The sequence below is a fragment of the Pseudomonas sp. GYB4201 genome (genome assembly GCF_056312595.1).
On record NZ_JBWGIG010000005.1, the window covers coordinates 180,778 to 206,927 of the forward strand.

The following is a 26,150-nucleotide window of genomic DNA, read 5'->3' on the forward strand; positions in this document are numbered from 1 at the left end:
GCGGGGCCTATGCCTCACTGGAGATCTCCAGTGCAGGCAAGGGCCAGCGCAGCCTGCGGCAGCGGCTACGAGTAAGCGGCGCTCTTACAGCGTCGGGTAATCCAGGTAACCCTCGGCGCCCTTGCCGTAGAACAGTTCCGGCTTGGGTTCGTTCAGCGGCGCATCGGCTGCCAGGCGGGCCACCAGGTCCGGGTTGGCGATGTAGGGGATGCCGAAGGCCACGGCGTCGGCGGTGCCGGCCGCCAGGGCAGCGTTGGCGCTGGCCTTGGTGAAGCGTTCGTTGACGATGTACGGGCCACCGAAGGCTTCCTTCAGGGCGGCGCCGATGCTGTCGTCGGCCTGCTTCTCGCGGGCGCAGATGAACGCCACGCCACGCTTGCCCAGCTCGCGAGCCACGTAGCTGAAGGTTTCCAGGCGGTTGGCGTCGCCCATGTCATGGGAGTCGGCGCGCGGTGCCAGGTGCACGCCCACGCGGCCGGCGCCCCACACGTCGATGCAGGCATCGGTGACTTCCAGCAGCAGGCGCGCGCGGTTTTCCAGCGAGCCACCGTAGTTGTCGGTGCGGTTGTTGGTGCTGCTTTGCAGGAACTGGTCCAGCAGGTAGCCGTTGGCGCCGTGCACTTCCACGCCGTCGAAACCGGCGGCCTTGGCGTTCTCCGCGCCCTGGCGGTAGGCCTCGACGATGTCGGCGATTTCAGCGGTTTCCAGCGCGCGAGGGGTCGGGAACTCGGTGATCGGGCGTACCAGGCTGACGTGGCCGGCTGGCTTGATGGCGCTCGGGGCCACCGGAGTCTCGCCGTTCAGGTAGCTTTCATGGGAGACGCGGCCCACGTGCCACAGCTGCAGGAAGATACGGCCGCCGGCGCCGTGGATGGCCTTGGTGACGTTGGTCCAGCCACGCACCTGGTCGTTGGACCAGATGCCCGGGGTGTCGGGGTAGCCCACGCCCATCGGGGTCACCGAGGTGGCTTCGCTGAGGATCAGGCCGGCGCTGGCACGCTGCACGTAGTACTCGGCCATCATGGCGTTGGGCACGCGGCCTTCGTCGGCGCGGCAGCGGGTCAGGGGCGCCATGATGATGCGGTTCGGCAGCTCGAGGTCGCCAAGTTTGATCGGATCGAAAATCGTGGTCATGGGACTAGCCTCACAGGGTTGGAGTTGGCAGGGGAATAACGGGCGCGCTCAGAGCTCTTGGCTCATCTGCTTGAGGAAGGCCTGGATGGTCTCCTCGTTGCGCTGGAAAAAGTGCCACTGGCCGACTTTGCGGCTGCTGATCAGCCCGGCGCGTTGCAGCGTCGCCAGGTGGGCTGACACCGTGGACTGCGACAGGCCGCAGCGCTGGTCGATCTGCCCGGCACACACGCCGATGTCGGTGCTGTGGTGCTGTTGGTCGGGGAATTCGACTTCAGGGTTTTTCAGCCAGTTGAGGATTTCTCGCCGTACTGGGTGGGCCAGGGCTTTTATTATTTCGTCGAGATCGATGGGCATGGCAGCAGTGCTCGTCCGGGTCAGCGTATATCGCGTTGGGACGAAATATATATCTGTAAATCGCGATATACAAATATGATCGGGCGCTATGCACAGGCTAAATCGGTATATCGAGTTATAACGATACGCTCGCCAGGTGGTACGCTGAAGGCATGAACTATCTCGCGCACCTGCACCTGGGCGGCCAGGAACCTGAACAACTGCTGGGCAGCCTGTATGGCGATTTCGTCAAGGGCCGGCTGGAAGGGCAGTACGCGCCGCGTTTGCTGGCGGCCATCCAGCTGCACCGGCAGATCGATGCGTTTACCGATAGCCATCCGTTGGTGCTGGCGGCGTTGGCGCGCTTTCCTGCGGCGCGGCGGCGGTACGCGGGCATTATCCTCGATGTGTTTTTCGACCACTGCCTGGCGCGGCATTGGCAGGATTACGCCGAAGTACCGTTGCACCAATACACCGCCGGGGTCTACCGGGTGCTGGCCGCCGAGCCGCAGTTGCCTGGGCGGCTGGCGCGCATGGCGCCGTACATGATCGCCGACGACTGGCTGGGCTCGTACGCGGAATTCGAGGTGCTGGAGCAGGTGTTCAATGGCATTGCGCGGCGGCTGTCGAAGCCGGAAGGGATGCTGGGAGCGATGCAGGAAGTGCGCGCGCTGTACGAACCCCTCACCGAGGACTTCCGCGCCTTCTACCCCATCCTCCAGCAGTTCGCCCGCCCGTAGCAGCTGCCGCAGGCGGCGTCCGAAAACACCACCGTGGCGCCTGGGGACGCGGCCTGGTGGCCGCTGCTGCAAAGGTTACGCGGCTTCGGCCTGCTCGGTAGCCTGGCCAAACAACGCCACGCGCACCGCTTCCTGTGCCTGGAACGCCAGCGCCGCGCGCTCCATGCCCGCGCTGGGGATCGGTGCCAGCAGGTGGATTTCAACCTCGCCCACATCGTTGCTGAACAGGCGCATCAGGTGCGAAAGCAGGTCGTCGTCACCAATGAACGGCGCCAGCGGGTCGAGCGCGCCGTTGCGCAGGTAACGGATGGCCACCGGTTGCAGCGGCACCTGGGCCTCGATGGCGCTGGCCAGCAGGCGGCCGTGGAAGGTGCGCAGGGCCTGGCCGTTGGTGGTGGTGCCTTCGGGGAAGATCATCAGCGAGCACTGGCTGCCCAGGTGGCGGGTCATCTGCCGGCGGATCAGCTGGCTGTCGCCCGAGCCGCGGCGGATGAACAGGGTGCCGGCCTTCAGCGCCAGCCAGCCGGCGATCGGCCAGGCCCGCACTTCGGCCTTGGACAGGAACGACAACGGTGCCAGTTGGCCCAGCAGGGCGATGTCGGTCCAGGAAACATGGTTGCCCACCCACAGCATCGGCTGGGTAGGCAGGTTGCCGTGCACGGTCACGCGAAAGGGCAGGGCGTTGCTCAGGCGGGCCATGAAGAAGCGCGACCAGCGCTGGCGCCGGACCATCGAGTTGCGCAGGCGCAGGCGTTCATACAGGGTGAAGATGGCCGCCATGCCCAGGCCCAGGGCAACCACCAGCAGCACCCGGGCGACGCGCGCGTAGACGCGCCCGCGTGCCATCAGACCGCCGCCTTGAAGTGACGGGCGTAGCGCGGGCAGAGGTTCTCGCGCTTGAGCAGGATGAACACGTCGGCCACCTGGAATTCCTCGTCCCAGCAGGGCTCGCCGCACACCTTGGCGCCCAGGCGCATGTAGGCCTTGAGCAGCGGTGGCATTTCGGCGATGACGTTGTGCGGCACGTCCAGCTCAGGCAATGGGTTCTTCGGTTCGGCGCGCAGGTGCTCGGTGCACAGGTAGCGTTCGCGTAGGCGCTGCATGATCGCCCGGGCCTGCACGCCGCCGTCCTGCATGGGGATGCTTGCGCAGCCCATCAGGTAGCTGTAGCCGCCTTCGTTGAGCACTTCGGCCAGTTCGCCCCAGAGCACGGCGATGGTGCCGCCGTTGCGGTAGTCGGGCGCCACGCAGGTGCGGCCGATTTCCAGGATCGGGCCCTGCAGGCCACCCAGGCCGTGCAGGCTGAATTCTTCTTCGCTGTAGAAACGGCCCAGGCCGTGGGCGGCGGTGTGGTCGAGCAGGCGGGTGGTGGCCACCAGTTCGCCGGTGCTCAGGTCGCGGACACCGATGTGGCGGCAGTGGGCGTCGTAGTCGTCCATGTCCAGGCCCAGTTCGGCACCCTTGAGCTTAGCGTTGAACTCGCCGCTGAATACATTGAAACGCAGGCTCTGGGCCTCGCGCAGGGCTTGGGCCCCGGTCAGGCGTTCGGCTTGCAGGCGACGTTCGGTGTGAGTAACGCCAGATAGAGCGATCTGAGTCATTGCCAGTCTCCAAAAGCCAGCCATGGGGTTGCGGCCGGTCCACTTTGTTGTGCAAGCTCAGCCTAGGTAGGCCCGGTGTCATCACCGTTAAGCTTTGGTGATGCTTGTATGACAGCCCCCAAGGAGCGCCCCATGTCCTGGCTCAAGTTGCTGAATGTGCGTGAACGCCTGCCGCTGGCGGCATCGTTGACTGATACCTATGCCGCGCTGCTCGAGCGCCTGGGGCCGGTGTCGCCGTTTGAATTGGCGGTGCTCGGCGGCCAGGCCGTGCACAGCCCGGGGCTGGCGTTCCTGGTGGGCTACCAGGCCGCGTTGCGGGTGTTGTGGCCCAGTGCGCCGCCCAGCCTGGGCGCGATCTGCGCCACCGAGCAGCACAGCCTGCGCCCGGCCGACCTGCAGACGCGCCTGGCGGACCTGCGCCTCAACGGCCGCAAGGACTTCGTCACCGCCGGCGACGCCGCCGACTGGCTGCTGGTGGCCGCCCGCAGCGAAAGCGCCGGGCAGGCGCCACGGCTGAGCCTGGTGGTGGTCTACCCAGGCGAGCCGGGCGTGCGCCTGGAGCCGTTGCCGCCGATCGCCCTGATGCCGGAGATCAGCCACAGCCGCCTGCACCTGGACAACGCCCTGTGCGAACGCCTGGCCGGGGACGGCTGGGACGCCTACGTCAAACCGTTCCGCAGCCTGGAAGACCTGTATGTGCTCAGCGCCATGCTTGGCTGGCTGTACGCCTGCAGCCAGGACCACGGTTGGCCGCAGGCGTTGCAGCTGCGCCTGGTCGGCCTGCTGGGCAGTTGCGCCGAGGCCACCCGCCAATGCGCGGACGCGGCGGCCAGCCATGTGCTGCTGGGCGGCGTGTTCGAGCAGTTCGCGGCGTTGGCCGGGCCCCTGGAGCAGGCGTTCGCCACCGGCCCTGCGGACCTGGCAGCAGTGTGGCAACGCGACCGCGGCCTATTGACCCTGGCCAGCGGCGCCCGCCAGAAACGCCTGGATAAAGCCGTGGAAACCCTGGCCCTGTAGCCGCTGCCGCAGGCAGCGTCCGAGCGCGAATACCTGTCACATTCGCCTTCTACACTGCGCGCCATGCGCACACCCTGGCTCTGCCTCCTCGCTGTTTTCGCCCTGCCAGCCCTTGCCGAGGACTGGCCCGGCGAGCAATGGGCCCAGGCCCTGCAACCGCCCACGCCGGCGGTGCAGGCCCTGGCCGACTACGCCTTCCCCCCGCGCGATGACAGCACCCGTACCGGGGTGCGCACCGACGCCCTGGTGGTGATTCGCGACGGGCGCCTGGTCTATGAGCGCTACGCGCCGCCCTTTACCGCCGACTCCCTGCACAGCACCTGGTCGATCAGCAAAAGCCTGATGGCCTGCGTGCTGGGTGTCGCCTATGGCCAGGGTCGCTTCCAGCTCGATGATCCGGTAGCCACCTATTACCCGGCCATGGCCCGCCACCCCGAGGTGCACCTGGCCGACGTGCTGCACTGGGCCTCGGGGCTGGACTGGCAGGAAGACTACGAATACGCGCCGCTGTACTCCTCGGTGGTGGCCATGCTCTACACCCGAGGCCGTGATGACATGGCCGCGTTCACCGCCGGCCTCGACAGCTTTGCCGCGCCGGGCCAGGTGTTCCGCTATTCCAGTGGCGACAGCAACCTGCTGTCGGCGGCGCTGCAGCAAATGGTTGGCGCCCACGACTATCCCGACTATCCCTGGCAGGCGCTGTTCCAGCCGCTGGGCATTGAGCAGGCGGTGTGGGAGGCCGATGGCAAGGGTGTGTTCGTGGCCTCTTCCTACGCCTACCTGCGCGCCCGCGACTTGGCCCGCGTGGGCCTTTTGATGCTGCGCGACGGCCGCTGGCAGGACCGGCAGCTGTTGCCAAGAACCTGGGTGGCCTTCAATCGTCGGCCCTTCGACCACGCCGTCGCCGAGCCAGGCGAAGCCACCGGCGGTGGCCAGTGGTGGCTCAACCAGCCCGTGGGCGATGCCCCACGCCCCTGGCCCGACGCCCCGCCACAGACCTTCGCCGCGCTGGGCCATTGGGGCCAGGCGCTGTACGTGCTGCCCGAACAGAAGCTGGTCATCGTCCGCTACGGCGATGACCGCGACGCCAGCTACCAGCACAACCAGTTGCTGAAACTGGCCATCGCCGCGTTCGCCCAGGGCAAAGCGCAATGAGGCGCGGGGTGACGGTGATCATCGTGCTGGCCCTGGGCCTGTCCCTGTGGCACGAGCGCGTGGCGCTGCTGTCGTTTCCCGGCATCCTCAGCGCCTACAGCGCCAAGGAATACTGCTCGTGCCGCTACGTGATGGGCCAATCGGCCGGTTACTGCGCCGGCTACATCAAACAGTGGCTGCCCTTGAGTGCGCTGGAAGATGACGCGGCCAACACCCGGGTGTCGGCGCGGGGGCTGGGGCAGGGCGCCACGGCGGTGTGGGCTGGCACGCGGCAGGGGTGCCGGCTACAACGCTGAAATTGAACGGGCGTCACGGTTCCTGAGCAGGTTCACGGCGGCTTCGCCAGTCATTGATATAGCTCAGGATTTGCTCGGTGCCTTGCTCTGTCTCCAACAGCTCCATGGGAGGTCGCCCTCCCAGGAATGGGTTGGGTGCTTCCATCCATTTGAACGCTGCGCCTCGACTCCCTTTGGCATCTATCACCGGTCCAAGCACCTGCTTCAAGCGTTGGGGGTTTGCGTACCAGGACTCTGGCTTCAAGGTTGCCTGGCGCCCGCCGGCAATGACGCGAGGCAGCTGCGATGCCGCCAGTTCGCGGGTATCGATTCTTTTTCGAACCCAGTGGGCCAGTTTTACCAGTTCGCTGTTTGGATGCCGATGATGGCCGGTTGTGGGAATGACCAGACCTACTCGAACGGATGTATTAGCTCTGATCATTTCCAGGGCCGGAGCCAAGTCGGTGTCATTGGTCACGACAACGACCTGATCGACGGTGCCGGTCAAGGCATCGTGGTACGCGTGCAAGGCTAAATTCACATCTGATTGTTTTTCCTCCACCTTCCAGGCCAACCCGGTGTCGCAATCCTTGGGTAGGCGTTTTGGCTGAGTTGCACAGATCAGACGCACCTTCATGGGGTTTACAGCGTAGTACCCTTCGATTAGCTCGATACGGGTGCCGTGGAGTTTTCGCAATGCGCTGTGATACCTGGCTTGAGATGAAACCGAGTCAGGATCGCTGGCCACGCTTTCAATGATTCGCGCTGTAAAGAACTTCAGGGAGGGCGCCGGAAGGAGTACCCAAGAGCGTGGGCGAAGGAGATGATCCGGTGCCAGGATGGAGGGCAGAATGTGCTGCTCGCATAGAGCTATCGGGTCAAGCCATTTGAACGCTGTGTTGCGCAGACAGCCGTAATAAAGGTTGTAGCCGTCGATGTAGATTCGGGTTCGCAGCGGCGTCGAAGCCGTTGGTCCATGCATTGACGATGCTCCATAAACGAAAAAACCGGCTTTCGCCGGCTTTTTCCCCCTCAAACCAGATGGTCATGCCACACCGGTTGCAAGGGTTAGTTGTTGGGACAGATTATTGCGCAGCCAAGCGCCAGGAGCAAGATGATAAAGGGTGCCTGGCTCTTGGGGTGTCCTTCTTGTGTTTCGGAATGAGACCTAATATTGGACTTCGGCGTCAATTCGGAGCACTTGTAATGTTTTTTGCTACCTGAGCGGTGCCCGGTTAAGGTTGGCCTGACAATCTGTAACCGGAGGTTGCATGGCCGGCCCCATCTTTCCCTGGCGCCCCGACAACCAGTTCGAACTGCTGGTCGACGGCCCGGCATTTTTCCCGCCCATGCTCGCGGCCATCGCCGGGGCTCGCGAGCAGGTCGACCTGGAGCTGTACCTGGTGGAGTCCGGCCAGTGTGCCCAGGTGGTCATCCAGGCCCTGGCCGAGGCGGCCGGGCGTGGTGTGGCCGTGCGTTGCCTGTTCGATCATTACGGCTCGCTGGCCCTGAGCGCCGAGCTGCGCCAGGTGCTGAGCGACGCGGGGGTGGAGCTGCGCTGGTACAACCCGGTGCGTTTGCGCCGGGGCCTGCGCAACCTGTACCGCGATCATCGCAAGGTGCTGATTGTCGACCAGCTATGGGCAGCGGTGGGCGGCACCGGGCTGACTGACCAATTTTGGCAGCCAGGCCAGCCCGACAGTGAATGGCATGAAGTGATGGTGCAGATCCAGGGGCCGCTGGTGGCCGACTGGCAAATGCTCTTTGACCGCCAGTGGCGCGCCAACCTGCGCCGCACGGCGTGGCGGCCGGCCACCCATTTCGGCCTGCCGCGCCTGCCAAGGGTGCCGGCCAGCGGTGCCGGCCTGGGGCGCGTGGCCTACGCCGATGCCCGCCAGCACCGGGATATCCTGCGGTCGCTGGTGCGCGCCATCAACAGTGGCCAGCGGCGTATCTGGCTGGCCACGCCGTATTTCCTGCCCACCTGGAAGGTCAGGCGCTCGCTGCGCCGGGCGGCGGCGCGTGGGGTGGACGTGCGGCTGCTGCTCACCGGACCGCGCACTGACCATCCCTCGGTGCGCTATGCCGGGCATAACTATTACCCGCGGCTGCTCAAGGCTGGGGTCAGCATCTTTGAATACCAGCCGTGCTTTTCCCATTTGAAGATGGTGCTGATCGACGACTGGGTCAGTGTCGGCTCGTGCAACTTCGACCACTGGAACCTGCGTTTCAACCTGGAGGCCAATGTCGAGGCGCTGGACGCCTCGCTGACCCTGGCGGTGGAACGCAGCTTCACCACCGACTTCCAGGCTAGCCAGCGCGTCGAGCTGGCAGACTGGCGGCGGCGCCCCCTGTGGGGCAGGGTGCAGCAACGGGTGTTCGGCTGGCTGGACCGGCTGACCATCACCGTGTTCGGGCGCCGCGAATGACACTTTCCGATGAGTAGTAACCGCGTATTACCCGGTGGCCAACCCAGGGGGCTAACGTGATAGGCGTGAAGTTATCTACGCTGTCTTATAGGAGTGTCACAGCATGGCCGCGAAAAAGATCCTGATGCTGGTCGGCGATTACGTCGAGGACTACGAAGTGATGGTGCCGTTCCAGGCCCTGCAGATGGTCGGCCACGTGGTGCACGCAGTGTGCCCGGACAAGACCGCCGGGCAGAGCGTGCGCACCGCCATCCATGATTTCGAGGGCGACCAGACCTACAGCGAGAAGCCCGGGCACAACTTCGCGCTGAACTTCGACTTCGCCCAGGTGCGTGCCGGTGACTACGACGCCCTGGTGATTCCCGGCGGCCGCGCGCCCGAGTACCTGCGCCTGAACGCCAAGGTGCTGGAACTGGTGCAGGCCTTCGACCAGAGCGGCAAGCCCATTGCCGCGGTGTGCCACGGCGCGCAGCTGCTGGCCGCGGCCGGCGTGCTGGAAGGCCGCGAGTGCAGCGCCTACCCAGCGTGTGCCCCGGAGGTGAAACTGGCCGGTGGCCGCTATGTCGACATCGAGGTCAACCAGGCCCACGTGCAGGGCAACTTCGCCACCGCCCCGGCCTGGCCCGCCCACCCCGCCTGGCTGGCGGGCTTCCTGGGGTTGCTGGGGACCCAGATCATCCTGTGAGGATTTGCCCATGTGCGAGCTCTATGTAAAAGCCGACCCCATCCTCTACGAGTCCCGCTCGCGCTCGCTGCGCATCCGCGGGGTGGTGACCACCTTGCGCCTGGAGAACCAGTTCTGGGACATCCTCAGCGAAATCGCCGAGGTGGACGGCATGAGCACCAATCAGCTGATCACCAAGCTCTATGAAGAGGTGATGGACTACCGTGGCGAGGTAGTGAATTTCGCCTCGTTCTTGCGGGTGAGCTGCATGCGCTATTTGACCCAGCGGCGCGCGGTGGCGGCGGTGCCGCGCGCGGCGTCGGTCGTACCGATGACCGCCCACGCCTGACCTGACCGCCCTGTAGCAGCGACCGCAGGCCGCGTCCCAGGCCCCGCGCGGATTGCAGGCACACCACGGCGCGCCGGGACGCCGCCTGGCGGCAGCTGCTACGGGTTCATCGCCCTTTGACCTTCGCTTTTGTTTGCAACTAAAATTAGTCGCAACCAAGAGAGGGGTGTAATGTCCAAGCATGAAAAACTACTCGTCAAGCTGCTGAACAGGCAGGGTCTTTTCACCTGGGCCGAGCTTGTCACACTCCTTCGAGGCTTGGGGTATGCGTTGATCGAGGGTGACGGCAGCCGGGTCAAGTTTGACAACGGCAATCCGTTGGCAATGATCAGCTTGCATAAGCCTCATCCCGGTAATGAATTGAAGTTTTACATCAAGAAACAGATCATCGAGCAATTGAAAGCAGGAGGATTGATCTGATGAGCAAATTGCTTCAACACCGTGGCTATTACGGCTCGATAGAAGCGAGTCCCGAAGATAATTGCCTGTTTGGCAAGCTCCAGTTCATTCGAGCGTTGGTCAGCTATGAAGGGGAAACGGTAGCCCAACTCAGTGAGGCGTTCCGTGAAGCGGTCGAAGACTATCTTGCTACGTGCGAAACCTTGGGACAAGCTCCCGAAACACCCTGCAAGGGCTCGTTCAATGTGAGGATTGGGCACGATTTGCACTTGGCGGCGAGCGTTGCCGCTGCGCGGCTGAGCATCTCGCTCAATGACCTGACACGCCAGGCATTGAGTGAATACCTGGGAACCCACGCACAAGCCCAATAAAAAGCCCGGCACAGGCCGGGCTTTTTCAACGCAAGGCCTGTGGCCTTACTTCACTTCCACCGCCAGGCTTTCGCTGATCTTCTGCTGCCAGATCGCAGGGCCGGTGATGTGTACCGACTCACCCTTGCTGTCTACCGCAACGGTAACCGGCATGTCCTTGACGTCGAACTCGTAGATCGCTTCCATGCCCAGCTCTTCGAAGGCCACCACGCGCGACTTCTTGATGGCTTGCGCCACCAGGTAGGCCGCGCCGCCCACTGCCATCAGGTAGACGGCCTTGTAGTCCTTGATCGCTTCGATGGCGACCGGGCCACGCTCGGACTTGCCGATCATGCCCAGCAGGCCGGTCTGGTCGAGGATCTGGCGGGTGAACTTGTCCATACGCGTGGCAGTGGTCGGGCCAGCCGGGCCAACCACTTCCTCGCGCACCGGGTCAACCGGGCCGACGTAGTAGATGAAGCGGCCCTTCAGGTCCACCGGCAGGGTTTCGCCACGGTTGAGCATTTCCACCATGCGCTTGTGCGCGGCGTCGCGGCCGGTGAGCATCTTGCCGTTGAGCAGGATGGTCTCGCCTGGCTGCCAGCTCTGCACTTCTTCGGGCGTCAGGGTGTCGAGGTTGACGCGGCGGGCCGACGGGCCGGCTTCCCAGACGATTTCCGGGTAGGCGTCCAGGTCCGGTGCTTCCAGCTCCGCAGGGCCCGAGCCGTCCAGCACGAAGTGGGCGTGACGGGTGGCGGCGCAGTTGGGGATCATGCACACCGGCAGCGAGGCGGCGTGGGTCGGGTAGTCCATGATCTTCACGTCGAGCACGGTGGTCAGGCCGCCCAGGCCCTGGGCGCCGATGCCCAGCTGGTTGACCTTCTCGAACAGCTCCAGGCGGATCTCTTCGATACGGTTCTGCGGGCCACGGGCCTTCAGCTCGTGGATGTCGATGGATTCCATCAACACTTCCTTGGCCATTACCGCGGCTTTCTCGGCGGTGCCGCCGATGCCGATGCCCAGCATGCCCGGTGGGCACCAGCCGGCGCCCATGGTTGGCACGGTTTTCAGCACCCAGTCGACGATCGAGTCGGACGGGTTGAGCATGGCCATCTTCGACTTGTTCTCGGAGCCGCCGCCTTTGGCCGCCACGTCCACTTCCACGGTGTTGCCGGGAACGATGGAGTAGTGGATGACTGCCGGGGTGTTGTCCTTGGTGTTCTTGCGAGCACCGGCCGGGTCGGCCAGGATCGAGGCGCGCAGCACGTTCTCGGGCAGGTTGTAGGCGCGACGCACGCCCTCGTTGATCATGTCGTCCAGGCTCATGGTGGCGCCATCCCAGCGCACGTCCATGCCCACGCGCACGAACACGGTGACGATGCCGGTGTCCTGGCAGATCGGCCGGTGGCCGGTGGCGCACATGCGCGAGTTGATCAGGATCTGGGCGATGGAATCACGGGCCGCCGGCGACTCTTCGCGCAGGTAGGCTTCGTGCATGGCCTGAATGAAATCTACCGGATGGTAGTAGGAAATGAACTGTAAGGCGTCGGCGACGCTCTGTATCAGGTCGTCTTGCTTGATCACGGTCATGCGGCGCGCTCCTCTTAAAGACGGGAACATTCGTTAAGGTATTTCGACACGTCGGGCGACCATCGAAACGACCTTTCAAGACGCGCCGGGCAGCTGCGACCGACGCAAAAAAGGCGCGGCAGTATACCGCACCTGGCGGCCACCGACACACGCCGATAGTCAAAGGCGGGGCGGTTATCGGCGCACTGGAAAAGTAAAAAGCTGTACAGAACTGTTATACAGCGGTTGCAAATTTGGATAGTTATTTTTGACGGGTAGCACTAAAGTGGCATCTGGCCATAGCGCCGTTCGGTGCCAGGACGGGAAGGGATCCCTTTGAGCACGGTGAGTCAACGAGTGACCGACAAACTTCTACAGAAGCTGCTGATCAAGCGCTTCACCCTAGCCGCTGGCACGTACGTGCTGGTGCTGATGCTGACCTGGGTGGCAACGCTCAGCGACTACTTTCGCGCCTCGATCACCACCACGGTGGTCACCACGCTGTTGGTGATCGTGACCCAGGGCGCCCTGGCCCTGGTGTTTTCAAAGGGTTGGAACCGCCGCTTCCGCGACCCCAGCCTGACCGAGTTCCAGGTGCTGCTGGCGCTGGGCTGGCAGACCTGGCTGATGGCCAACCTGGACGGCGCGCGTGGCACTTTCCTGGTGCTGTACCTGTTGATCCTGCTGTTCGGCCTGTTCCACCTGACGCGCCGGGTGTTCGTGCGCTGCGCCGTGCTGGTGTTCTTCAGCTTCGCGGGGCTGAACCTCTATGAAGGCTACCAACTGCAGCTGCCCGACCCGGGCCTGGCGGCCATCCAGGTGTGCGTGCTGTTCGTGGTGCTGGTGTGGCTGTGCCTGTACGCCAGCTATGTGCAGGCCTCGCGCCAGCGCATGCGCCAGCGCCGCTACGCGCTGCAGGCGCACCAGGACACCTTGCGCGGCATGATGCGCCAGCTCGAGGACCTGGTGGCTACCGATGAGCTGACCGGCCTGTACAACCGCCGCCACTTCCTCAGCCTGGCCGGCCGCGAGCTGCTGGCCATGAGCGCTGGCAGCCAGCACGGCCTGGCATTGATCGACCTGGACCACTTCAAGCGCATTAACGACGTGCACGGCCACGCCGCCGGCGACCAGGTGCTGCAGGTGTTCGCCGAAGTGGCCGCCGCCTGCCTGCGCGACGGCGATGTGCTGGCCCGCTACGGCGGCGAGGAATTCGTGCTGCTGTTGCCCGACTCCAACACCGAGCGCCTGAGCGTGTGCTGCGAGCGCCTGCGCCTGGCCTTCGCCACCGCCGAGCTGGGTGAGCTGAACGTGCAAAACCTGAGCCTGTCGGTAGGCATGACCCTGCTGTTGGAGGGCGATGACCTGGACGACGCCCTGCACCGTGCCGACCAGGCGCTGTACCGTGCCAAGCACGCCGGCCGCAACCGCTGCGCGGCCGCCTGGGAAGCCGCTGATGCCTGAACTCACTGTCGGCCAGCAGCGCTGGTCGGTGGCGCCGGGCCAGAACCTGCTCGACGCCCTCAACGCCCAGGGCCTCAACGTGCCGTACAGCTGCCGTGCCGGCAGTTGCCACGCCTGCCTGGTGCATTGCCTGCGCGGCGAGCCGCTGGACCGCAAGTCCGAGGCGCTGGACGCCGGCAAGCGTGCTGAAGGCTGGCGCCTGGCGTGCCAGTGCGAGGTAGTCGACGACCTCAGCGTGGCGGTGTTCGACCCCAAGGCCGATGGCCTGCCGGCGCGGGTGGAAAGTTGCGACTGGCCCAGCCCCGACGTGCTGCGGCTGCGCTTGCAACCGGGGCGGCCGCTGCGCTACCAGGCCGGCCAGCATCTGGTGCTGTGGACCGAGACCGGCGTGGCCCGGCCCTATTCGCTGGCCAGCCTGCCCCAGGAAGATCGCTTCCTGGAGTTTCACATCGACTGCCGCCAGCCGGGCGCCTTCGTCGACGTGGCGCGCACCTTGAAGGCGGGCGACACCCTGCGCCTGGGCGAGTTGCGTGGCGGCGCCCTGCATTATGACCCGGACTGGCAGGACCAGCCGCTGTGGCTGCTGGCGGCGGGCACCGGGCTGGCGCCGTTGTATGGGATTTTGCGTGAGGCGTTGCGGCAGGGGCACCAGGGGGCGATCCGGGTGGTGCACCTGGCGCGTGATGCCAATGAGCACTACCTGGCTGGGGAGCTGGCCAGCCTGGCCAGCCAGCACCCCGGCATGCAGGTGCAATTGCTGGTCCCAGAGCACTGGGAGCAAGCCCTCTCAGGCCTCAGGCCTACGTCGCGCCAGACCTGGGCGCTGGTGTGTGGCGGCCCATCCAGCGTGGAGGCCTATTCAAAGCGCCTGTTTCTGGCGGGGGTGGCGCGCAACCAGATACTGATGGATGCGTTTGCCGTCAGATCCTGACGGCAGGGCAGTCTCGCCATTAGGGCCATGGTTTTTCAGCCAGGCATGGTCGAACGGGTCGGCGAAATAGCCACCGGTCAGGATGTCGCCGTTCGGCTCCACCAGCACGTCGAAATATTCCGACTCGACAGGGGCCACGCTGAAACCCTGGCCCTGGCCGAACCCTGCGTCCAGCTCGCCCTTGCGGCTCAAGCGCAGCAGCACGCCCCGGCGCTGTCCGGCCAGGGCGGCGGTACCGGCCACCACCAACTCGGCTTTCTGCCAATGCGCCGCGTAGAACCGCTCCAGCGGCACCTGTGGCAGCGCGAAGCGCAAGGGCTGCCCGTCATTGAACTCGGGGGCTGGGCGGCCGTCCTTCTTGCAATGAGCCATGAGCACGTCGCCGTCCAGGTTGCCGATGGCGAAAAGGTCCTCGTGCTCGTCCACTAACAGGGCGCCGAACCGCGCCCGGTGGGACGGCTCGCCAATGGCAATGAATCCCGGTGACGACTCGGCATTGAAGGTATCGTCCGGTTGGCCGTGCTGGGTATAGCGCGCCACCACTGCATAGGCGCTGCCTTCCGCCGGCTGGGTACCACCGTAGACCAGCAACTTGTTACCCTCGAGCCGGTGCAGGCCGCCGGGGTTGATCTCCAGGCCACCGACACTGACATGCACTACGCCAGTGTGATTGAACGTGGTATCGAAGGTACCGTCGGCATTCAGGCGGATCAGCTGCGTGGTGCCGTCGGAGTTTTCCCAGGTTGCTTCAAGCAGCAATAAGACAAGCTTGTCATCGTCCAGCAGCAGGTGCGAAGGCACCTGCGGCGCAGAACGTCGCGCAAGGCCGCGCCGGCCGCTTGCGGCGCGCCCAGGCAATTGCTCCAGCACCAGCTTGCCGTCCTGGCCAAAGCTGGCATCCACACTGCCGTCGAACCTGTATTTGGCCAGCGCTGCCAGGCTTGTGTATTCGAAGAAGTCGAAGAACTCGCCTTCCAGGAAAATGCCATCGTTGCCGACGGCGATGCCGTAGGCTGCCGAGTAACCAAAGAGCTCATGGCTGAACACGTCCGCGATGAAGCCGGCCCCTGCGCCGAAGCTGGGGTCGAGTTGCAGTGCGGCATTCACGCGAGCCAGCACGAACTCGTCAGCAAGTTGGATGGCGAGCAGCTTTTTGTCGTCCGGCAATGGCTGAATGGCGACGATTTCACCTTCGAAGTCCTCGACGCTGGCGAAGTGGACGGGCCGGCTGGCAGCCCGTGACGCCTTGATTTTCGCAAGCAGTGTTGCAAATGGCTGATCGGGATTTTCCATGGTCATGTTCCTCAATGATGGAGGCGACCCCGGGAACGGTGTCGTCGCTAACCATTAAGCAACCCATGGGCTGGCCGCGAAACTGTAAGAACTGACAGGTGCGCCCTAGCCTACTGCCTGTCGGTTTCGCTGGTGCTCCTTGCCGAAGGGGCGTTGCACGGGTCGCAGCGCATTGCAATCAAAACGCCGCACCCACGCGTAATACCCCTGCTGGTACAGATACCCCGCAGCAATGATGGCGCCATCGCGTTCCAGCCCCAGCGCCAGGTATTCCGACTCGTGTTCGGCCATCAGGTAGCCGGCGCCGCCGGCGAACGTGGTATCCAGCGTGCCGTCCGCCCCCAGGCGCACCAGGGTGCCCTTGTACTCGCTGGCGCCGGCGGTGGCCGCCAGCAGCAGGGAATCACCCTGACGAGCCACTGCCTTTACCGCGGTAACTTCGAACGGCAGCGTGACCAGCAGCGGCACGCCGGTGTTGAAGTCCGCGTGCGGGCTGCCGTCGGCGCGGCGGCGGGTCACCAACAGCTCGCTGCCGAAGGTGCCTGCGGCGTATATCTCGTGGTGTTCGTCAACGCTGACCTGGCTGAGCACAGCCCGGGTGCAGGCGTCGCCGATGACAATGAAGCCGGTGCCGTTGAAGGTCATGTCGCGGTGGCCATTGGCGTCGAACCGGGCGATCAGGCCCTGGGTGGCGCCTTCGTCGTCCGGGCAGGTGGCGCCGTACAGCAGCAGGTCATTGCCTTGGCGGACGACACCCCGGGGCACCACGCCGCGGCCCTCGAACTGCACCTGGGCAAAGCCTTGCTGGTTGAAGCCGGTATCCAGTGCGCCGGCCGCATCCAGGCGCACCAGGAACGCCCGGCCGTCGGGATGCTGCTCGCAGGTTTCGAGGAAAAACAGCACCACGCCGCCGTCGGCCAGCACCACGGGTGTCTGCGGGGTAAAGATCGCCGAATGGGTGGTGCCACTGCGTTGTTTGCGTGGCCGGTGGCGCGAATGGGGCAGTTCGAGGATGTGCTTGCCGTCGCCATTGAAGGACAGGTCCGGGCGGCCATCGGCGTGGTAGCGGGCGAGGGCGATGCGGTCTACATCGAAGTCGCAGGTGGCGCCCACCACCAGCACCTTGTCGCCTACCCAGGCAAGCTGGTTCACGGCAGTGAAGGCAAAGCCTGCGGTGTCGAAACTGTCGAAGAAATAGCCCCTGCCTGGCAAGCCGAAGCTGTCGTCCAGGGTCAGGTCGGCGTGCAGGCGGGCCACGCAGAACCCGTAGCCCGAATCGATCGCCACCAGCCATTGGTCGCTGCCCGGCACCTGGGCGATGGCCTTGATGTCGCCATCAATATCCAGCACCTGGTGCTCCAGTGCCTGGCTGAGTGCGCGGGGCAGGGGTAGGGGTGATTCGCGGTGGGTCGTTGTGCGTGAGTGCATGCTGCACCTCCCTGTGTGGGTGAAATAAGCGGCTATTTCACCGCAGCCAGGGTGGCGCGCGGACCTGCTAGTTCTACCAGTATCGCGCTGCGCAGATCGCGCGCACTGTTGGGGTTTACTCATTTACCCGGAGCAAACTCTATGATTTACGCCCAACAATCCTTTGGACTTGACCCTGCTTTTGGCAAGCAGGGCATGGTTGTTTGCGATAAAACCCTGCTGGGGGACCTCGTTGCCAACAGTGTTTATTCCATGGCCGTGCGCGCAGATGGCTCGATAGTCCTGGCCACATCGGATGAAGATCGCCAAGGGGGTCTGTTGATTGCGCTCGACAGCAATGGGCAGCCAGACGGCCCTTCAGGTCATGCCCGTTACATCCCCCTCGAATTCGAGGGCCATGAGTTCGAAGAAGGCGTAGGCGTGCAGGAACTGGCCGATGGCCGCCTGTTGTTCACCGCCTGGCTTGAAGGCGAAGGCGAGGCGCTGTGGGTGCCCGGTTTCGCCATGGTCAACGCGGATCTCAGCCTGGACATCAGCTTCGGTGACCAAGGCTTCACGGTGGTGCCTTTCGATGAGCTGCGCCAAGCGCGGGTGGCGAGCGCGGCGCAGGCTGGTGCTCGTCCAGCTGCGCAGGTGGGTGCTGTCATGGGCACCGCTGCTCACTTCGTCATTCCTTTCGTGGTCAACGACGAACAGACCTTTGTCATTCGCCTGCTGGCCAACGGCAAGCTGGATACCGGGTACCACGGCAGGGGCTATCAGGAAATCGTCTATGAAGACAGCGCATGCGAACTGCCGGCAGCCACTACCCTGGAGGACGGCCGTATGTTGCTGACCGGGCGTTGCGATGCCAGGAATCAAACCTTGATCGTTGCCTTGACCGCGCAAGGCGAAATCGATGCGAGCTTCGGCAAAGAGGGAGTTGCGTTAGTCGACCTTCCACAGGCCCGCTTGCTGTCGATCTTCCAGTCACCTGAGCACCGACTCCAGGTCAGTGGCTTCCTTGGCAATCAAGGCTTGCTCGCCAGCCTGCTGCCCGACGGCACCCTTGATCCTCGATTCAACCAGGAAAAGCCGTTGTTGCTCGACCCCGATGCTGCCCGCCTGCGCGTTGAACGCCTCGAGACCGGGCTCGACGGCCTGATCTGCGGGGTGGGGCAGGATCACGCCTTGAACCTTGTGGAGTCCAAGGGCGTGCTGACCTGCCATGGCCTGGATGGCACCCCGCATCAAGCGTTCGGCCCGCAGGGCACCTTGTTCGTGGACAACAGTTTCGGGTTCTGGGACCTGAAGCTGCAGCGCGACGGCAAATGGCTGGCAGCCGGCTCGCATTCGCCGTCGCGAGCCGGCCTGGTGTGCCGCTACCACTTCAGCTGAGCTTCGACACCCTGCCCCAGTGCCGGCGTAGCCACTGGGCGAAGCCTTGCCAGGCAGCCCGTGGTGCTGAAACCGCGGCGTTGGGCAGGTAGCGCCGCAGCCTGATCTGCTGTTCGTGGCTATTGACGATCAGCAGGATCCTGCCGTCCTGCTGCAGCGCATGGCTGCCTGCTTCCTCGAACGGTTCATCGTCGCGCTTCGGCGTGAAGATGAACCCACCGTCGCCGAAGCTGGGATCCGGGCTGCCATTGTGTGGCATCAGGCGCGCCAGCATCATGTTGGGCACCGGCTCGGTATTGCCAGCCACGAGGATAAGCCCGCGTGCATCAAAGTCACTGCGCAGCAGGTTGCAAGGGACCGGGCCGTTGGGCGATGGCAGGTACAGGCTCAGCAAACGCTGGTTATTGAAGGTGGGGTGCAGGCTGCCATCGGCCAGCAGGCGGATCAGCATGCCTTGGGGGCCGGCCACGGCGCCCTGTTGCCGAAACAAGTGGCCGGTACCCAGCACCGAGCCATCGATGGGGCTGACCGCAAGGTCATGTACCTGCAACTGGCCGGCGCCCTGGCCGCTGCCGTCTATCACCGTGAAGCCTTGCTCGCCGAAGGTCTCATCGAGCGTGCCGTTGCGTTGCAGGCGGCAGAAGAGTGCCTTGCCATCGACACTGCCGGCCACCAGCAGCCTGTCATCGTCCTGCAAGGCGATGGCAACGCTGGCCGTCGGACGGCCTTGGTAGCGCAGGGCGCAAATGCCCTCCTCGCCGAAGTCGTCGTCCAGCTGGCCTTGAGGGCTCAGTTTGATGACCATCAACTGGTCCACGGCGTTCACGTCGTGGGGGTTGGCGAAAGCGAGCACCACGCTGCCGTCCGCCAGCACGACTGCCCGGGGCGTCGGTGGCTTGCCGTACCAGGCGCCTGGGCTGCCGCCGGCAAACAGGTCGATTTCGGTGACCAGGCGTATCCCCGCGTCGCCGAATTGCGTATCCAGGGTTCCGTCGGGCAACAAGCGGGCTACCAGCGGGTGGGCGAAATCGTTGCCGTTGGTGGCGTGGGCGAGCACCAGGATGCGTTGGTCGGGAAGGGTGATCAGGTCGCCGAGCACCAGGCTGGTGTCGTCGTCCACCGGCAGCTCGACCAGGATCGACTCACCCTGTTCATCGCCGAAACTGTCGTCAGGTATTGCCCGTGAGGTCCAGCGTTGCAGGTGCGCCACGTTGGCGAACGCGGCTCCCACCAGCACCCGCTGGTCTTCAGCGCGCGGCTCTAGGCTGACGAGTGGCAGGAAATAGAATTCAGACAGAGGGATCGATCCGTCACCGCCCCAGTCCGGGTCCAGCACGCCGTCCGAAGGCAGGCGCTGACGAGCGCCGGTGGCAGGTTCGCGGTGCACGCGCAACCGGCGGATCGTGGGTTCGCCCGGATGGTCAGGGCTGAGCATCAGCAGGCTGCCATCCGGCTGCACGCTGGGTGTTTGCGGCCTGGCTGCCTCGAACCACTGAATGGCAGCGCCATGCCCCCATTGCCCATCGAAACGGCCACTGGGCAGCAGGCCGGCGACGAAGGTTCCCTTGCCGGCCGCGCTGGCGTCGTGGCCCAGGATCAACGCGTGGCCGTCAGCGCCAAGGTGCAGCGCGGCTATCTGCACGTTTGCACGTTCGACCGGCAACAAGCCGGCATACCCTGGTTGGGGGCTGCCATCGCGCTCCAGCGCCGTTACCGTCAGCAGGCTGCCGCGATTGCCGCCGGAGGCAGACACGCCCACCAGCCAACGGCCGCCGTGCGGCAGTGTAGGGCTCAAGCGTGCGCACAGGTTGTCGCGACCGATCCCGCGCAGCCCGGCAAAACCGCCTTGGCCGAATGAAGCGTCCAGTTGGCCATTGCGGCTCAGCCTGGCAAGAAAGCCTTGGCGCCTACCGTCGCCGTCGGCCCAACGCACGCCGCATGCCAGGATTTTGCCATCGGGCAACGCCCCGATGTCAGTCAGCACGGTGTGCATGCCAGGGTATTGGAATTGCTCGGGTTTGCCGTTCAGCGCAAATTCCGCCTGCCCCTTGCCGTTCAGGCGAATAACCCGGGCATGCCACTGCACTGGGCCGCCCGGCTGGCAGGAGAGGCCAATGACGAAGCCGTCACCCTCGGCAAGGCTGGTGAGCGACGGTAGCCGCAGGGCGGCGAGGTCGCCGATCGGACCTACGTTGAAGCGGGCGTGGCCGTCGTGTCCGAAGCTTTCGACGCAGGTGCCATCCTCGTGCAGCAAGGTAACGGCCAGTTCACCGACCTGGCCGCGCCCAGCCACGCTTAACGTGGTCAGCAACAGACAGCCTCCGGGCACCCGTGCCAGGTGCGCGGCAATCGCGGCTACCCGGACTTTCAGGTGGCCCTGGTGGCCGAAGCCTGTGTCAATGGCACCAGCCTGGTCGAGCCTCAATAGCCGCACTTCGGTGTCGGAGCGGCTGCAGATCACCACCTTTTCATCCATTAGTAGCGGGCTGCCCGGCACGGGTACCGCTGGCCATGCATCAGGCAGGGGCAGAGGCAGCAGGCCTTCGTGGCCAAACGTGGTGTCGATTGCGTAGGTTACAGACATGGCGAGCATCCCTTCTAACTGGCAAAGGGCTAGCCTGCGCTGATAGTGGGGGCGCGACTACTGTCAGAAATACCAGTCAGTGAATATTCACCGTTCGCCATTCCGGAAAAAAATAGACGGGGTAAGGAACATGACGCGGCCTGGCGGCCGCTGCTACGGGGCGCATGAAAAAGCCCCCGGTGCTCGCGCGCCGGGGGCTTTGGGTGAAGCGCCGGGCATTACACCAGCGGGTCACCGACGTGCAGGATCTTCATGCCGTTGGTGCCACCGATGGTGTGGTAGCTGTCGCCCTTGGTCAGGATGACCCAGTCGCCTTGCTGAACCACGCCCAGCTTCAGCAGCTCGTCGACGGCAGCCTGGCTGACCTTGTCGGCCGGCAGTGCGGCCGGGTCGAAAGCTACCGGCACCACGCCACGGAACATGGCGGCACGGGCCTGGGTTTCGCGGTGCGGGGAGAACGCGTAGATCGGCACCGAGGAACGCAGGCGCGACATGATCAGCGGGGTGTAGCCGCTTTCAGTCAGGGCGATGATCGCCTTCACGCCCGGGAAGTGGTTGGCGGTGTACATCGCCGCCAGGGCGATGCTCTCGTCGCAACGCTCGAACTGGGTGTGCAGGCGGTGGCTGGACTTCATGCTCATCGGGTGCTTTTCAGCGCCCTTGCAGATGCGGTCCATGGCCTGCACGGCCTCGATCGGGTAGGCGCCGGCAGCGCTTTCCGCCGACAGCATCACCGCGTCGGTGTAGTCCAGCACGGCGTTGGCCACGTCGGATACTTCGGCACGGGTAGGCATCGGGTTCTGGATCATCGACTCCATCATCTGGGTCGCCACGATCACCGCCTTGTTGTTGCGGCGGGCGTGCTGGATGATCTTCTTCTGGATGGCGATCAGCTCGGCGTCGCCGATTTCCACGCCCAGGTCGCCACGGGCAACCATGACCGCGTCGCTGGCGCGGATCAGGCCGTCCAGGGTCTCGTCGTCGGCCACGGCTTCGGCGCGCTCGATCTTGGCCACCAGCCAGGCGGTGCCGCCGGCTTCGTCGCGCAGGCGACGGGCGTATTCCATGTCGGAGGCGTCACGCGGGAACGACACGGCCAGGTAGTCCAGGTCCATCTCGGCGGCCAGCTTGATGTCGGCCTTGTCTTTCTCGGTCAGGGCCGGGGCGGTCAGGCCACCACCGCGACGGTTGATGCCCTTGTGGTCCGACAGCGGGCCACCGATCAACACCGAGCAGTGCAGCGAGTCGGCAGTGGCGGTTTCCACGCGCATCACCACGCGACCGTCGTCGAGCAGCAGCTCGTCGCCCACGCCGCAGTCCTTGACCAGGTCCGGGTAATCGATACCGACGATTTCCTGGTTGCCTTCGGTCAGCGGGTGGCTGGTGGAGAAGGTGAACGCGTCACCGACTTTCAGCTCGATACGCTTGTTGGCGAATTTGGCGATACGGATCTTTGGACCTTGCAGGTCGCCCAACAGCGCGACATGGCGGCCCAGCTTGGCAGCGATGTCACGGATCAGGCGGGCGCGAGCCTTGTGCTCGTCCGGCGTGCCGTGGGAAAAGTTCAGACGGGCCACGTCCAGGCCGGCCTTGATCAATTGCTCGATCACTTCCGGCGAGTTGCTGGCAGGGCCAAGGGTAGCGACGATTTTGGTACGGCGAACGGTCATGCACTGACTCCTTTATTGAAGCGCAGCGAAAGGCTACTCCTCTCGGGCGCTGTAGTCATTGTTCCTCTGCACTACCTTGGTGGCATGGCAGTGGGCGATACTCAAGCAAGCCCCCCGGTCGAGCGGCACTGAAGAATTCCGCGGCCTGGTCGATAAACCGCTCAGGACAGGAGATACCCATGCGAATCCTCATCGTTTTAGCCCTGGCGGCCAGTGTCGTCGGTTGTACCCGTTGGTCGATGGACCATCACTTGGACGAAGCGTACCGCCAGTACGACTACGGCAACTGCAACAAGGTGATGCTGGAGTTGTCCCAGGTCGACCGTACCAGCCGCACGCGTCAATACGTGCAGCCGGAAGTGTCGCTGTTGCGTGGCCTGTGCCTGGAACGGCAGAACCTGTTCCTGGACGCCGGCCAGACCTACGAGTTCATCATCACCCAGTATCCTTACAGTGAATACGCTTACCGCGCCCGCGCGCGCCTGGACACGTTGCAGCAGCTGGGGCATTACCGCAGTGCGGTGGCTACGGCGCAGCCCCAGGATGCCCATTGATGAGTGACTGTTCGTCGGGTGGGCTGGCGCTTGGTCGTTCTTCACTTTTAGCCAGGGTGGCCGGGTGAGATCATGGGCGGTGATCTTTAAACTGCGATGAGAACATGTTTACCGAACGCCGCATCGAGCGTCACCAGCTGCCGTGTTATCTGAAAGTCTTCAACCGGTTCACGGGTCAGCCCATAGGATTCCTGGGCAATGTCGACGAAGAGGGATTGATGCTGATCAGCAACCTGCCGTTGCTGGTTGGCCCGGATTTCGAACTGCAGATCAAACTACCCGATCAGGTCATCAACCTGACCGCGGCCTGCCTGTGGTGCCACGAAGACGTGACGCCAGGGCACTACGACGCCGGCTTTCAGCTGCTGCACGCCAATGCCGAGTACGAGCAGTTGGTGGTGGCGTTGCGTGATTACTTCAGCTTCCCGATGAACGAGTCGGCCTGAACGGACGCGGCCTTGCGGCCGCTGCTACGTGATTGCGGTTTCCCCCTACAACGTTCCCGCCTTCTTCCAGCTCAGGTAGCGTGTCACCAACTGCGCCCCCAGTTCCTGCGGCCGCGCATCCAGCACCGGTATGCCGTGGGCGCCCAGGCGCTCATGCAACTGGGCGCGGGCGTTGAGGTAGTCGATGGTGCCGCAGTAGCTCAGCGCCTGCTGCCAGGTCTGCACCGGTCCCTGGCGCAGTTCGTCCAGCACTTCTTCGCGCAGGCTGGCCACCAGCACCCGGTGCTGGCGGCCGATGCGGCGCACCGCGCCCAGCAGTTGGTCATCGTCCTCGTCACGCAGGTTGGTCACCAGCACCACCAGCGCCCGGCGCTTCTGCCGCGCCAGCAACCGTTCGGCCGCCGCTGCGTAGTCGGCCGGGGCCTGGCTGCTGTCCAGGTCGTAGACCGCATTGAGCAGCACGTTGAGCTGCGCCGCGCCTTTCACCGGTGCCAGGTGCCGCTGTTGTTCGCTGGCAAAGGTCGACAGCCCCACGGCATCGCCCTGGCGCAGCGCCACGTAGCTGAGCAGCAGGCAGGCGTTCAGGGCATGGTCGAAGTGCGCCAGCTCGCCGTCCTGGCTGCGCATGCGCCGGCCGCAGTCGAGCAGGAAAATAATCTGCTGGTCGCGCTCATCCTGGTATTCGCGGGTGATGGGCATGCGCTGGCGGGCGGTGGCTTTCCAGTCGATCTGGCGCAGGGCGTCGCCCTCGCGAAACTCGCGCAGCTGGTTGAATTCCAGGCCCTGGCCACGGCGCTGGCGCTGGCGCACGCCCAACTGGCTGAGCAGGTTGTCCACCGCCAGCAGGCGTGCGCCGTACAGCCGCGCGAAGTCGGGATACACCCGGGTGCTGTCGCTCACCGCGATGAAACGCCGCTGCAACCACAGCCCCAGCGGGCTGGGCAGCAGCACCTCGATGCGCTCCCAGTGGAAATGCCCGCGGCGCAGCGGCCGCAGGCGGTAGCCCAGCTGGCTGTCCTGGCCTGGCTGCAGGTCGATGGCCTGGGGCAGGGCGTCGAAGCCCAGGCCGTCGGGCACGTGGTCGAACACCTGCAGGGGCAGCGGCCGGTCGAAATCATGGCTGATGTCCAGCCGCACCTCGCTCCAGCGCCCCAGCGGCAGGCTGCCGGGCACCTGCCGGTGCAGGCGCGGCGAGGGCTGGCGGTGCACCCGCCAGGCGTCCAGCGCGCCCAACAGCAGCAACGCCAGCAGCATGCCCCAGGCCACGCTTTGCAGCCCCTCGGGCAGCACCAGGCCCCAGGCATCCAGGCTGCCCAGGATCAGGTTGGCCACCAGCAGCGCGCCGAGCCAGGCCAGCAGGAGCCGCGACGGTTTGATCACAGGCGCGGCGCCGCCACTTGGTCGAGCACCTGGCGCAGCACCTGGTCCACCGACAGGCCGTCGATATCCAGCTCGGGCGACAGCCGCACCCGGTGGCGCAGCACCGCCAGGGCGCAGCCCTTGATGTCATCGGGAATGACGAAATCGCCGCCGCGCAACAGCGCCCGCGCGCGGCCACCGCGCACCAGCGCGATCGACGCCCGCGGCCCGGCGCCGATGGACAGGCCGGGCCAGCTACGGGTGGCGCGCGCCAGGCGCACGGCGTAGTCCAGCACCTGGTCGTCCAGCGGCAGCTCGCTGGCGATACGTTGCAGGGCCACCACGTCCTTGGTCTGCAACAGTGTGCGCAGGGGCTGCACGTCGAGCATGTCGGCGCGCACCGAACGGCTCACCTGGCGCACCATTTCCAGCTCCTGCTCGGCGTCCGGGTAATCCAGCCGCAGCTTGAGCATGAAGCGGTCGAGCTCGGCCTCGGGCAGCGGGTAGGTGCCTTCCTGTTCCAGCGGGTTCTGCGTGGCCAGCACCATGAACGGCTGGGCGATGGGCAGGGCGCGGCCTTCCAGGGTCACCTGGCGTTCCTGCATGGCTTCCAGCAGCGCCGCCTGGGTCTTGGCCGGGGCGCGGTTGATCTCGTCGGCCAGCAGCAGGTGGGTGAACAACGGGCCCTTGCGCAGCTTGAACTGCTCGGTCTGCATGTCGTACACGGCGTGGCCGGTGATGTCGCTGGGCATCAGGTCGGGGGTGAACTGGATGCGCGTGAACTCGCCGCCAAAGCAGCGCGCCAGGGCCCGCACCAGCAAGGTCTTGCCCAGCCCCGGCACGCCTTCGAGCAGCACGTGGCCGCCGGCGATCAGCGCGGTCAGCACGTCTTCGATCACCGCCGGCTGGCCGATCACCGCCTTGCCCAGCTCGGTGCGCAGGGCCTGGGCCAGCAGGCTGGCGCGGTGGCGCTGTTGGGCCAGGTGTTCGGGGGACTGGCTGGCCGGTGCGGGCACGGGCTGGTCGCGT

Annotated in this window: 25 protein-coding genes and 1 pseudogene; 14 read left to right on the top strand and 12 right to left on the bottom strand. The window is 65.0% G+C overall.

Annotated elements, in window-relative coordinates:
• Positions 1-84: 84 nt before the first annotated feature.
• Both AC0Z2B_RS06840 and AC0Z2B_RS06845 read right to left on the bottom strand, forming a co-directional pair.
• Positions 85-1,134 (bottom strand): alkene reductase, encoded by a 1,050-nt coding sequence (locus AC0Z2B_RS06840; RefSeq protein ID WP_416426770.1) that lies wholly within the window; start codon positions 1,132-1,134, stop codon positions 85-87.
• Between the two features lie 48 nt (positions 1,135-1,182).
• Positions 1,183-1,488, bottom strand: a complete 306-nt coding sequence (locus AC0Z2B_RS06845) for an ArsR/SmtB family transcription factor (protein WP_416426769.1) — start codon at positions 1,486-1,488, stop codon at positions 1,183-1,185.
• Positions 1,489-1,640: 152 nt separating this feature from the next.
• On the opposite strand from AC0Z2B_RS06845, the gene AC0Z2B_RS06850 reads away from it, so the two are divergent.
• Positions 1,641-2,207 carry an acyl carrier protein phosphodiesterase gene (locus AC0Z2B_RS06850; RefSeq protein WP_476295679.1) on the top strand — a complete coding sequence of 189 codons (567 nt, stop codon included), beginning with the start codon at positions 1,641-1,643 and terminating at the stop codon, positions 2,205-2,207.
• A 75-nt stretch (positions 2,208-2,282) separates the two neighbouring features.
• Here AC0Z2B_RS06850 and AC0Z2B_RS06855 read toward each other — a convergent pair whose 3' ends face one another.
• Together AC0Z2B_RS06855 and olsB are read right to left on the bottom strand one after the other, a co-directional pair.
• The gene (locus tag AC0Z2B_RS06855) at positions 2,283-3,053 is read right to left on the bottom strand and encodes a lysophospholipid acyltransferase family protein (RefSeq protein ID WP_416426767.1); all 771 of its coding nucleotides are present in this window, start codon (positions 3,051-3,053) and stop codon (positions 2,283-2,285) included.
• Positions 3,053-3,808: an L-ornithine N(alpha)-acyltransferase gene (gene olsB, locus AC0Z2B_RS06860; RefSeq protein ID WP_476295680.1), complete on the bottom strand. Its 756-nt coding sequence runs from the start codon at positions 3,806-3,808 to the stop codon at positions 3,053-3,055. Before olsB ends, AC0Z2B_RS06855 begins: the two co-directional genes overlap by 1 nt.
• A 132-nt stretch (positions 3,809-3,940) precedes the next feature.
• On the opposite strand from olsB, the gene AC0Z2B_RS06865 reads away from it, so the two are divergent.
• The 3 genes from AC0Z2B_RS06865 to AC0Z2B_RS06875 all read left to right on the top strand — a co-directional run bounded on the left by AC0Z2B_RS06865 (position 3,941) and on the right by AC0Z2B_RS06875 (position 6,276).
• A complete protein-coding gene (locus AC0Z2B_RS06865) occupies positions 3,941-4,825 on the top strand; it encodes an acyl-CoA dehydrogenase family protein (RefSeq protein ID WP_476295681.1) in 885 nt (294 codons plus the stop codon).
• 63 nt (positions 4,826-4,888) lie between these two features.
• Positions 4,889-5,980: a serine hydrolase domain-containing protein gene (locus tag AC0Z2B_RS06870; RefSeq protein ID WP_476295682.1), complete on the top strand. Its 1,092-nt coding sequence runs from the start codon at positions 4,889-4,891 to the stop codon at positions 5,978-5,980.
• On the top strand, positions 5,977-6,276 hold the full coding sequence (locus AC0Z2B_RS06875) for an amidase (protein WP_476295683.1): 300 nt from the start codon (positions 5,977-5,979) through the stop codon (positions 6,274-6,276). The genes AC0Z2B_RS06870 and AC0Z2B_RS06875 overlap by 4 nt, the downstream gene beginning before the upstream one ends.
• Before the next feature lie 13 nt (positions 6,277-6,289).
• Here the strand turns inward: AC0Z2B_RS06875 and AC0Z2B_RS06880 are convergent, their stop codons facing one another.
• The gene (locus tag AC0Z2B_RS06880; RefSeq protein WP_476295684.1) at positions 6,290-7,237 is read right to left on the bottom strand and encodes an antitoxin Xre/MbcA/ParS toxin-binding domain-containing protein; all 948 of its coding nucleotides are present in this window, start codon (positions 7,235-7,237) and stop codon (positions 6,290-6,292) included.
• 289 nt (positions 7,238-7,526) lie between these two features.
• On the opposite strand from AC0Z2B_RS06880, the gene AC0Z2B_RS06885 reads away from it, so the two are divergent.
• From AC0Z2B_RS06885 to AC0Z2B_RS06905, 5 genes are all read left to right on the top strand, one after another.
• Positions 7,527-8,684, top strand: coding sequence for a phospholipase D-like domain-containing protein (locus tag AC0Z2B_RS06885; protein WP_476295685.1), 1,158 nt, complete (start codon positions 7,527-7,529; stop codon positions 8,682-8,684).
• Positions 8,685-8,787: 103 nt separating this feature from the next.
• Positions 8,788-9,369, top strand: a complete 582-nt coding sequence (locus AC0Z2B_RS06890) for a DJ-1/PfpI family protein (protein ID WP_416426753.1) — start codon at positions 8,788-8,790, stop codon at positions 9,367-9,369.
• A 10-nt stretch (positions 9,370-9,379) separates the two neighbouring features.
• On the top strand, positions 9,380-9,697 hold the full coding sequence (locus AC0Z2B_RS06895; protein ID WP_416426752.1) for a ribbon-helix-helix domain-containing protein: 318 nt from the start codon (positions 9,380-9,382) through the stop codon (positions 9,695-9,697).
• A 171-nt stretch (positions 9,698-9,868) separates the two neighbouring features.
• Entirely contained in the window at positions 9,869-10,117 is a 249-nt protein-coding gene (locus tag AC0Z2B_RS06900) for a type II toxin-antitoxin system HicA family toxin (protein ID WP_476295686.1), read from the top strand.
• Positions 10,117-10,467, top strand: coding sequence for a type II toxin-antitoxin system HicB family antitoxin (locus AC0Z2B_RS06905; protein WP_476295688.1), 351 nt, complete (start codon positions 10,117-10,119; stop codon positions 10,465-10,467). Before AC0Z2B_RS06900 ends, AC0Z2B_RS06905 begins: the two co-directional genes overlap by 1 nt.
• Positions 10,468-10,512: 45 nt before the next feature.
• On the opposite strand, the gene AC0Z2B_RS06910 is transcribed toward AC0Z2B_RS06905, so the two are convergent.
• Complete coding sequence (locus tag AC0Z2B_RS06910) at positions 10,513-12,036, bottom strand: fumarate hydratase (protein WP_416426750.1); 1,524 nt, start codon at positions 12,034-12,036, stop codon at positions 10,513-10,515.
• Between the two features lie 336 nt (positions 12,037-12,372).
• Here AC0Z2B_RS06910 and AC0Z2B_RS06915 point away from each other — a divergent pair, with 336 nt between their 5' ends.
• Together AC0Z2B_RS06915 and AC0Z2B_RS06920 are read left to right on the top strand one after the other, a co-directional pair.
• Positions 12,373-13,479 (top strand): GGDEF domain-containing protein, encoded by a 1,107-nt coding sequence (locus AC0Z2B_RS06915; protein ID WP_476295689.1) that lies wholly within the window; start codon positions 12,373-12,375, stop codon positions 13,477-13,479.
• Positions 13,472-14,410, top strand: coding sequence for an iron-sulfur-binding ferredoxin reductase (locus AC0Z2B_RS06920; RefSeq protein WP_476295690.1), 939 nt, complete (start codon positions 13,472-13,474; stop codon positions 14,408-14,410). Before AC0Z2B_RS06915 ends, AC0Z2B_RS06920 begins: the two co-directional genes overlap by 8 nt.
• Here AC0Z2B_RS06920 and AC0Z2B_RS06925 read toward each other — a convergent pair.
• A complete protein-coding gene (locus AC0Z2B_RS06925) occupies positions 14,339-15,703 on the bottom strand; it encodes an NHL repeat-containing protein (protein ID WP_476295691.1) in 1,365 nt (454 codons plus the stop codon). The genes AC0Z2B_RS06920 and AC0Z2B_RS06925 overlap by 72 nt on opposite strands.
• 105 nt (positions 15,704-15,808) lie before the next feature.
• A complete protein-coding gene (locus AC0Z2B_RS06930; protein ID WP_476295692.1) occupies positions 15,809-17,131 on the bottom strand; it encodes an NHL repeat-containing protein in 1,323 nt (440 codons plus the stop codon).
• A 141-nt stretch (positions 17,132-17,272) separates the two neighbouring features.
• Between AC0Z2B_RS06930 and AC0Z2B_RS06935 the strand changes: the two genes are divergently transcribed.
• A complete protein-coding gene (locus AC0Z2B_RS06935) occupies positions 17,273-18,508 on the top strand; it encodes a hypothetical protein (RefSeq protein ID WP_476295693.1) in 1,236 nt (411 codons plus the stop codon).
• Here the strand turns inward: AC0Z2B_RS06935 and AC0Z2B_RS06940 are convergent.
• On the bottom strand, positions 18,501-21,092 hold the full coding sequence (locus AC0Z2B_RS06940; protein ID WP_476295694.1) for an NHL repeat-containing protein: 2,592 nt from the start codon (positions 21,090-21,092) through the stop codon (positions 18,501-18,503). The genes AC0Z2B_RS06935 and AC0Z2B_RS06940 overlap by 8 nt on opposite strands.
• Before the next feature lie 218 nt (positions 21,093-21,310).
• Positions 21,311-22,762, bottom strand: coding sequence for a pyruvate kinase (gene pyk, locus AC0Z2B_RS06945; protein WP_473004401.1), 1,452 nt, complete (start codon positions 22,760-22,762; stop codon positions 21,311-21,313).
• Between the two features lie 179 nt (positions 22,763-22,941).
• Here pyk and AC0Z2B_RS06950 point away from each other — a divergent pair, with 179 nt between their 5' ends.
• Positions 22,942-23,316 carry a tetratricopeptide repeat protein gene (locus AC0Z2B_RS06950; RefSeq protein ID WP_476295695.1) on the top strand — a complete coding sequence of 125 codons (375 nt, stop codon included), beginning with the start codon at positions 22,942-22,944 and terminating at the stop codon, positions 23,314-23,316.
• A gap of 104 nt (positions 23,317-23,420) precedes the next feature.
• Positions 23,421-23,762: a PilZ domain-containing protein gene (locus AC0Z2B_RS06955; RefSeq protein ID WP_416426737.1), complete on the top strand. Its 342-nt coding sequence runs from the start codon at positions 23,421-23,423 to the stop codon at positions 23,760-23,762.
• Between the two features lie 45 nt (positions 23,763-23,807).
• Here the strand turns inward: AC0Z2B_RS06955 and AC0Z2B_RS06960 are convergent, their stop codons facing one another.
• Together AC0Z2B_RS06960 and AC0Z2B_RS06965 are read right to left on the bottom strand one after the other, a co-directional pair.
• The gene (locus AC0Z2B_RS06960; RefSeq protein ID WP_476295713.1) at positions 23,808-25,139 is read right to left on the bottom strand and encodes a DUF58 domain-containing protein; all 1,332 of its coding nucleotides are present in this window, start codon (positions 25,137-25,139) and stop codon (positions 23,808-23,810) included.
• Positions 25,139-26,118: pseudogene (locus AC0Z2B_RS06965) on the bottom strand (AAA family ATPase); the annotation flags it as partial. The pseudogene AC0Z2B_RS06965 and the gene AC0Z2B_RS06960, both read right to left, overlap by 1 nt.
• Positions 26,119-26,150: the final 32 nt, after the last annotated feature.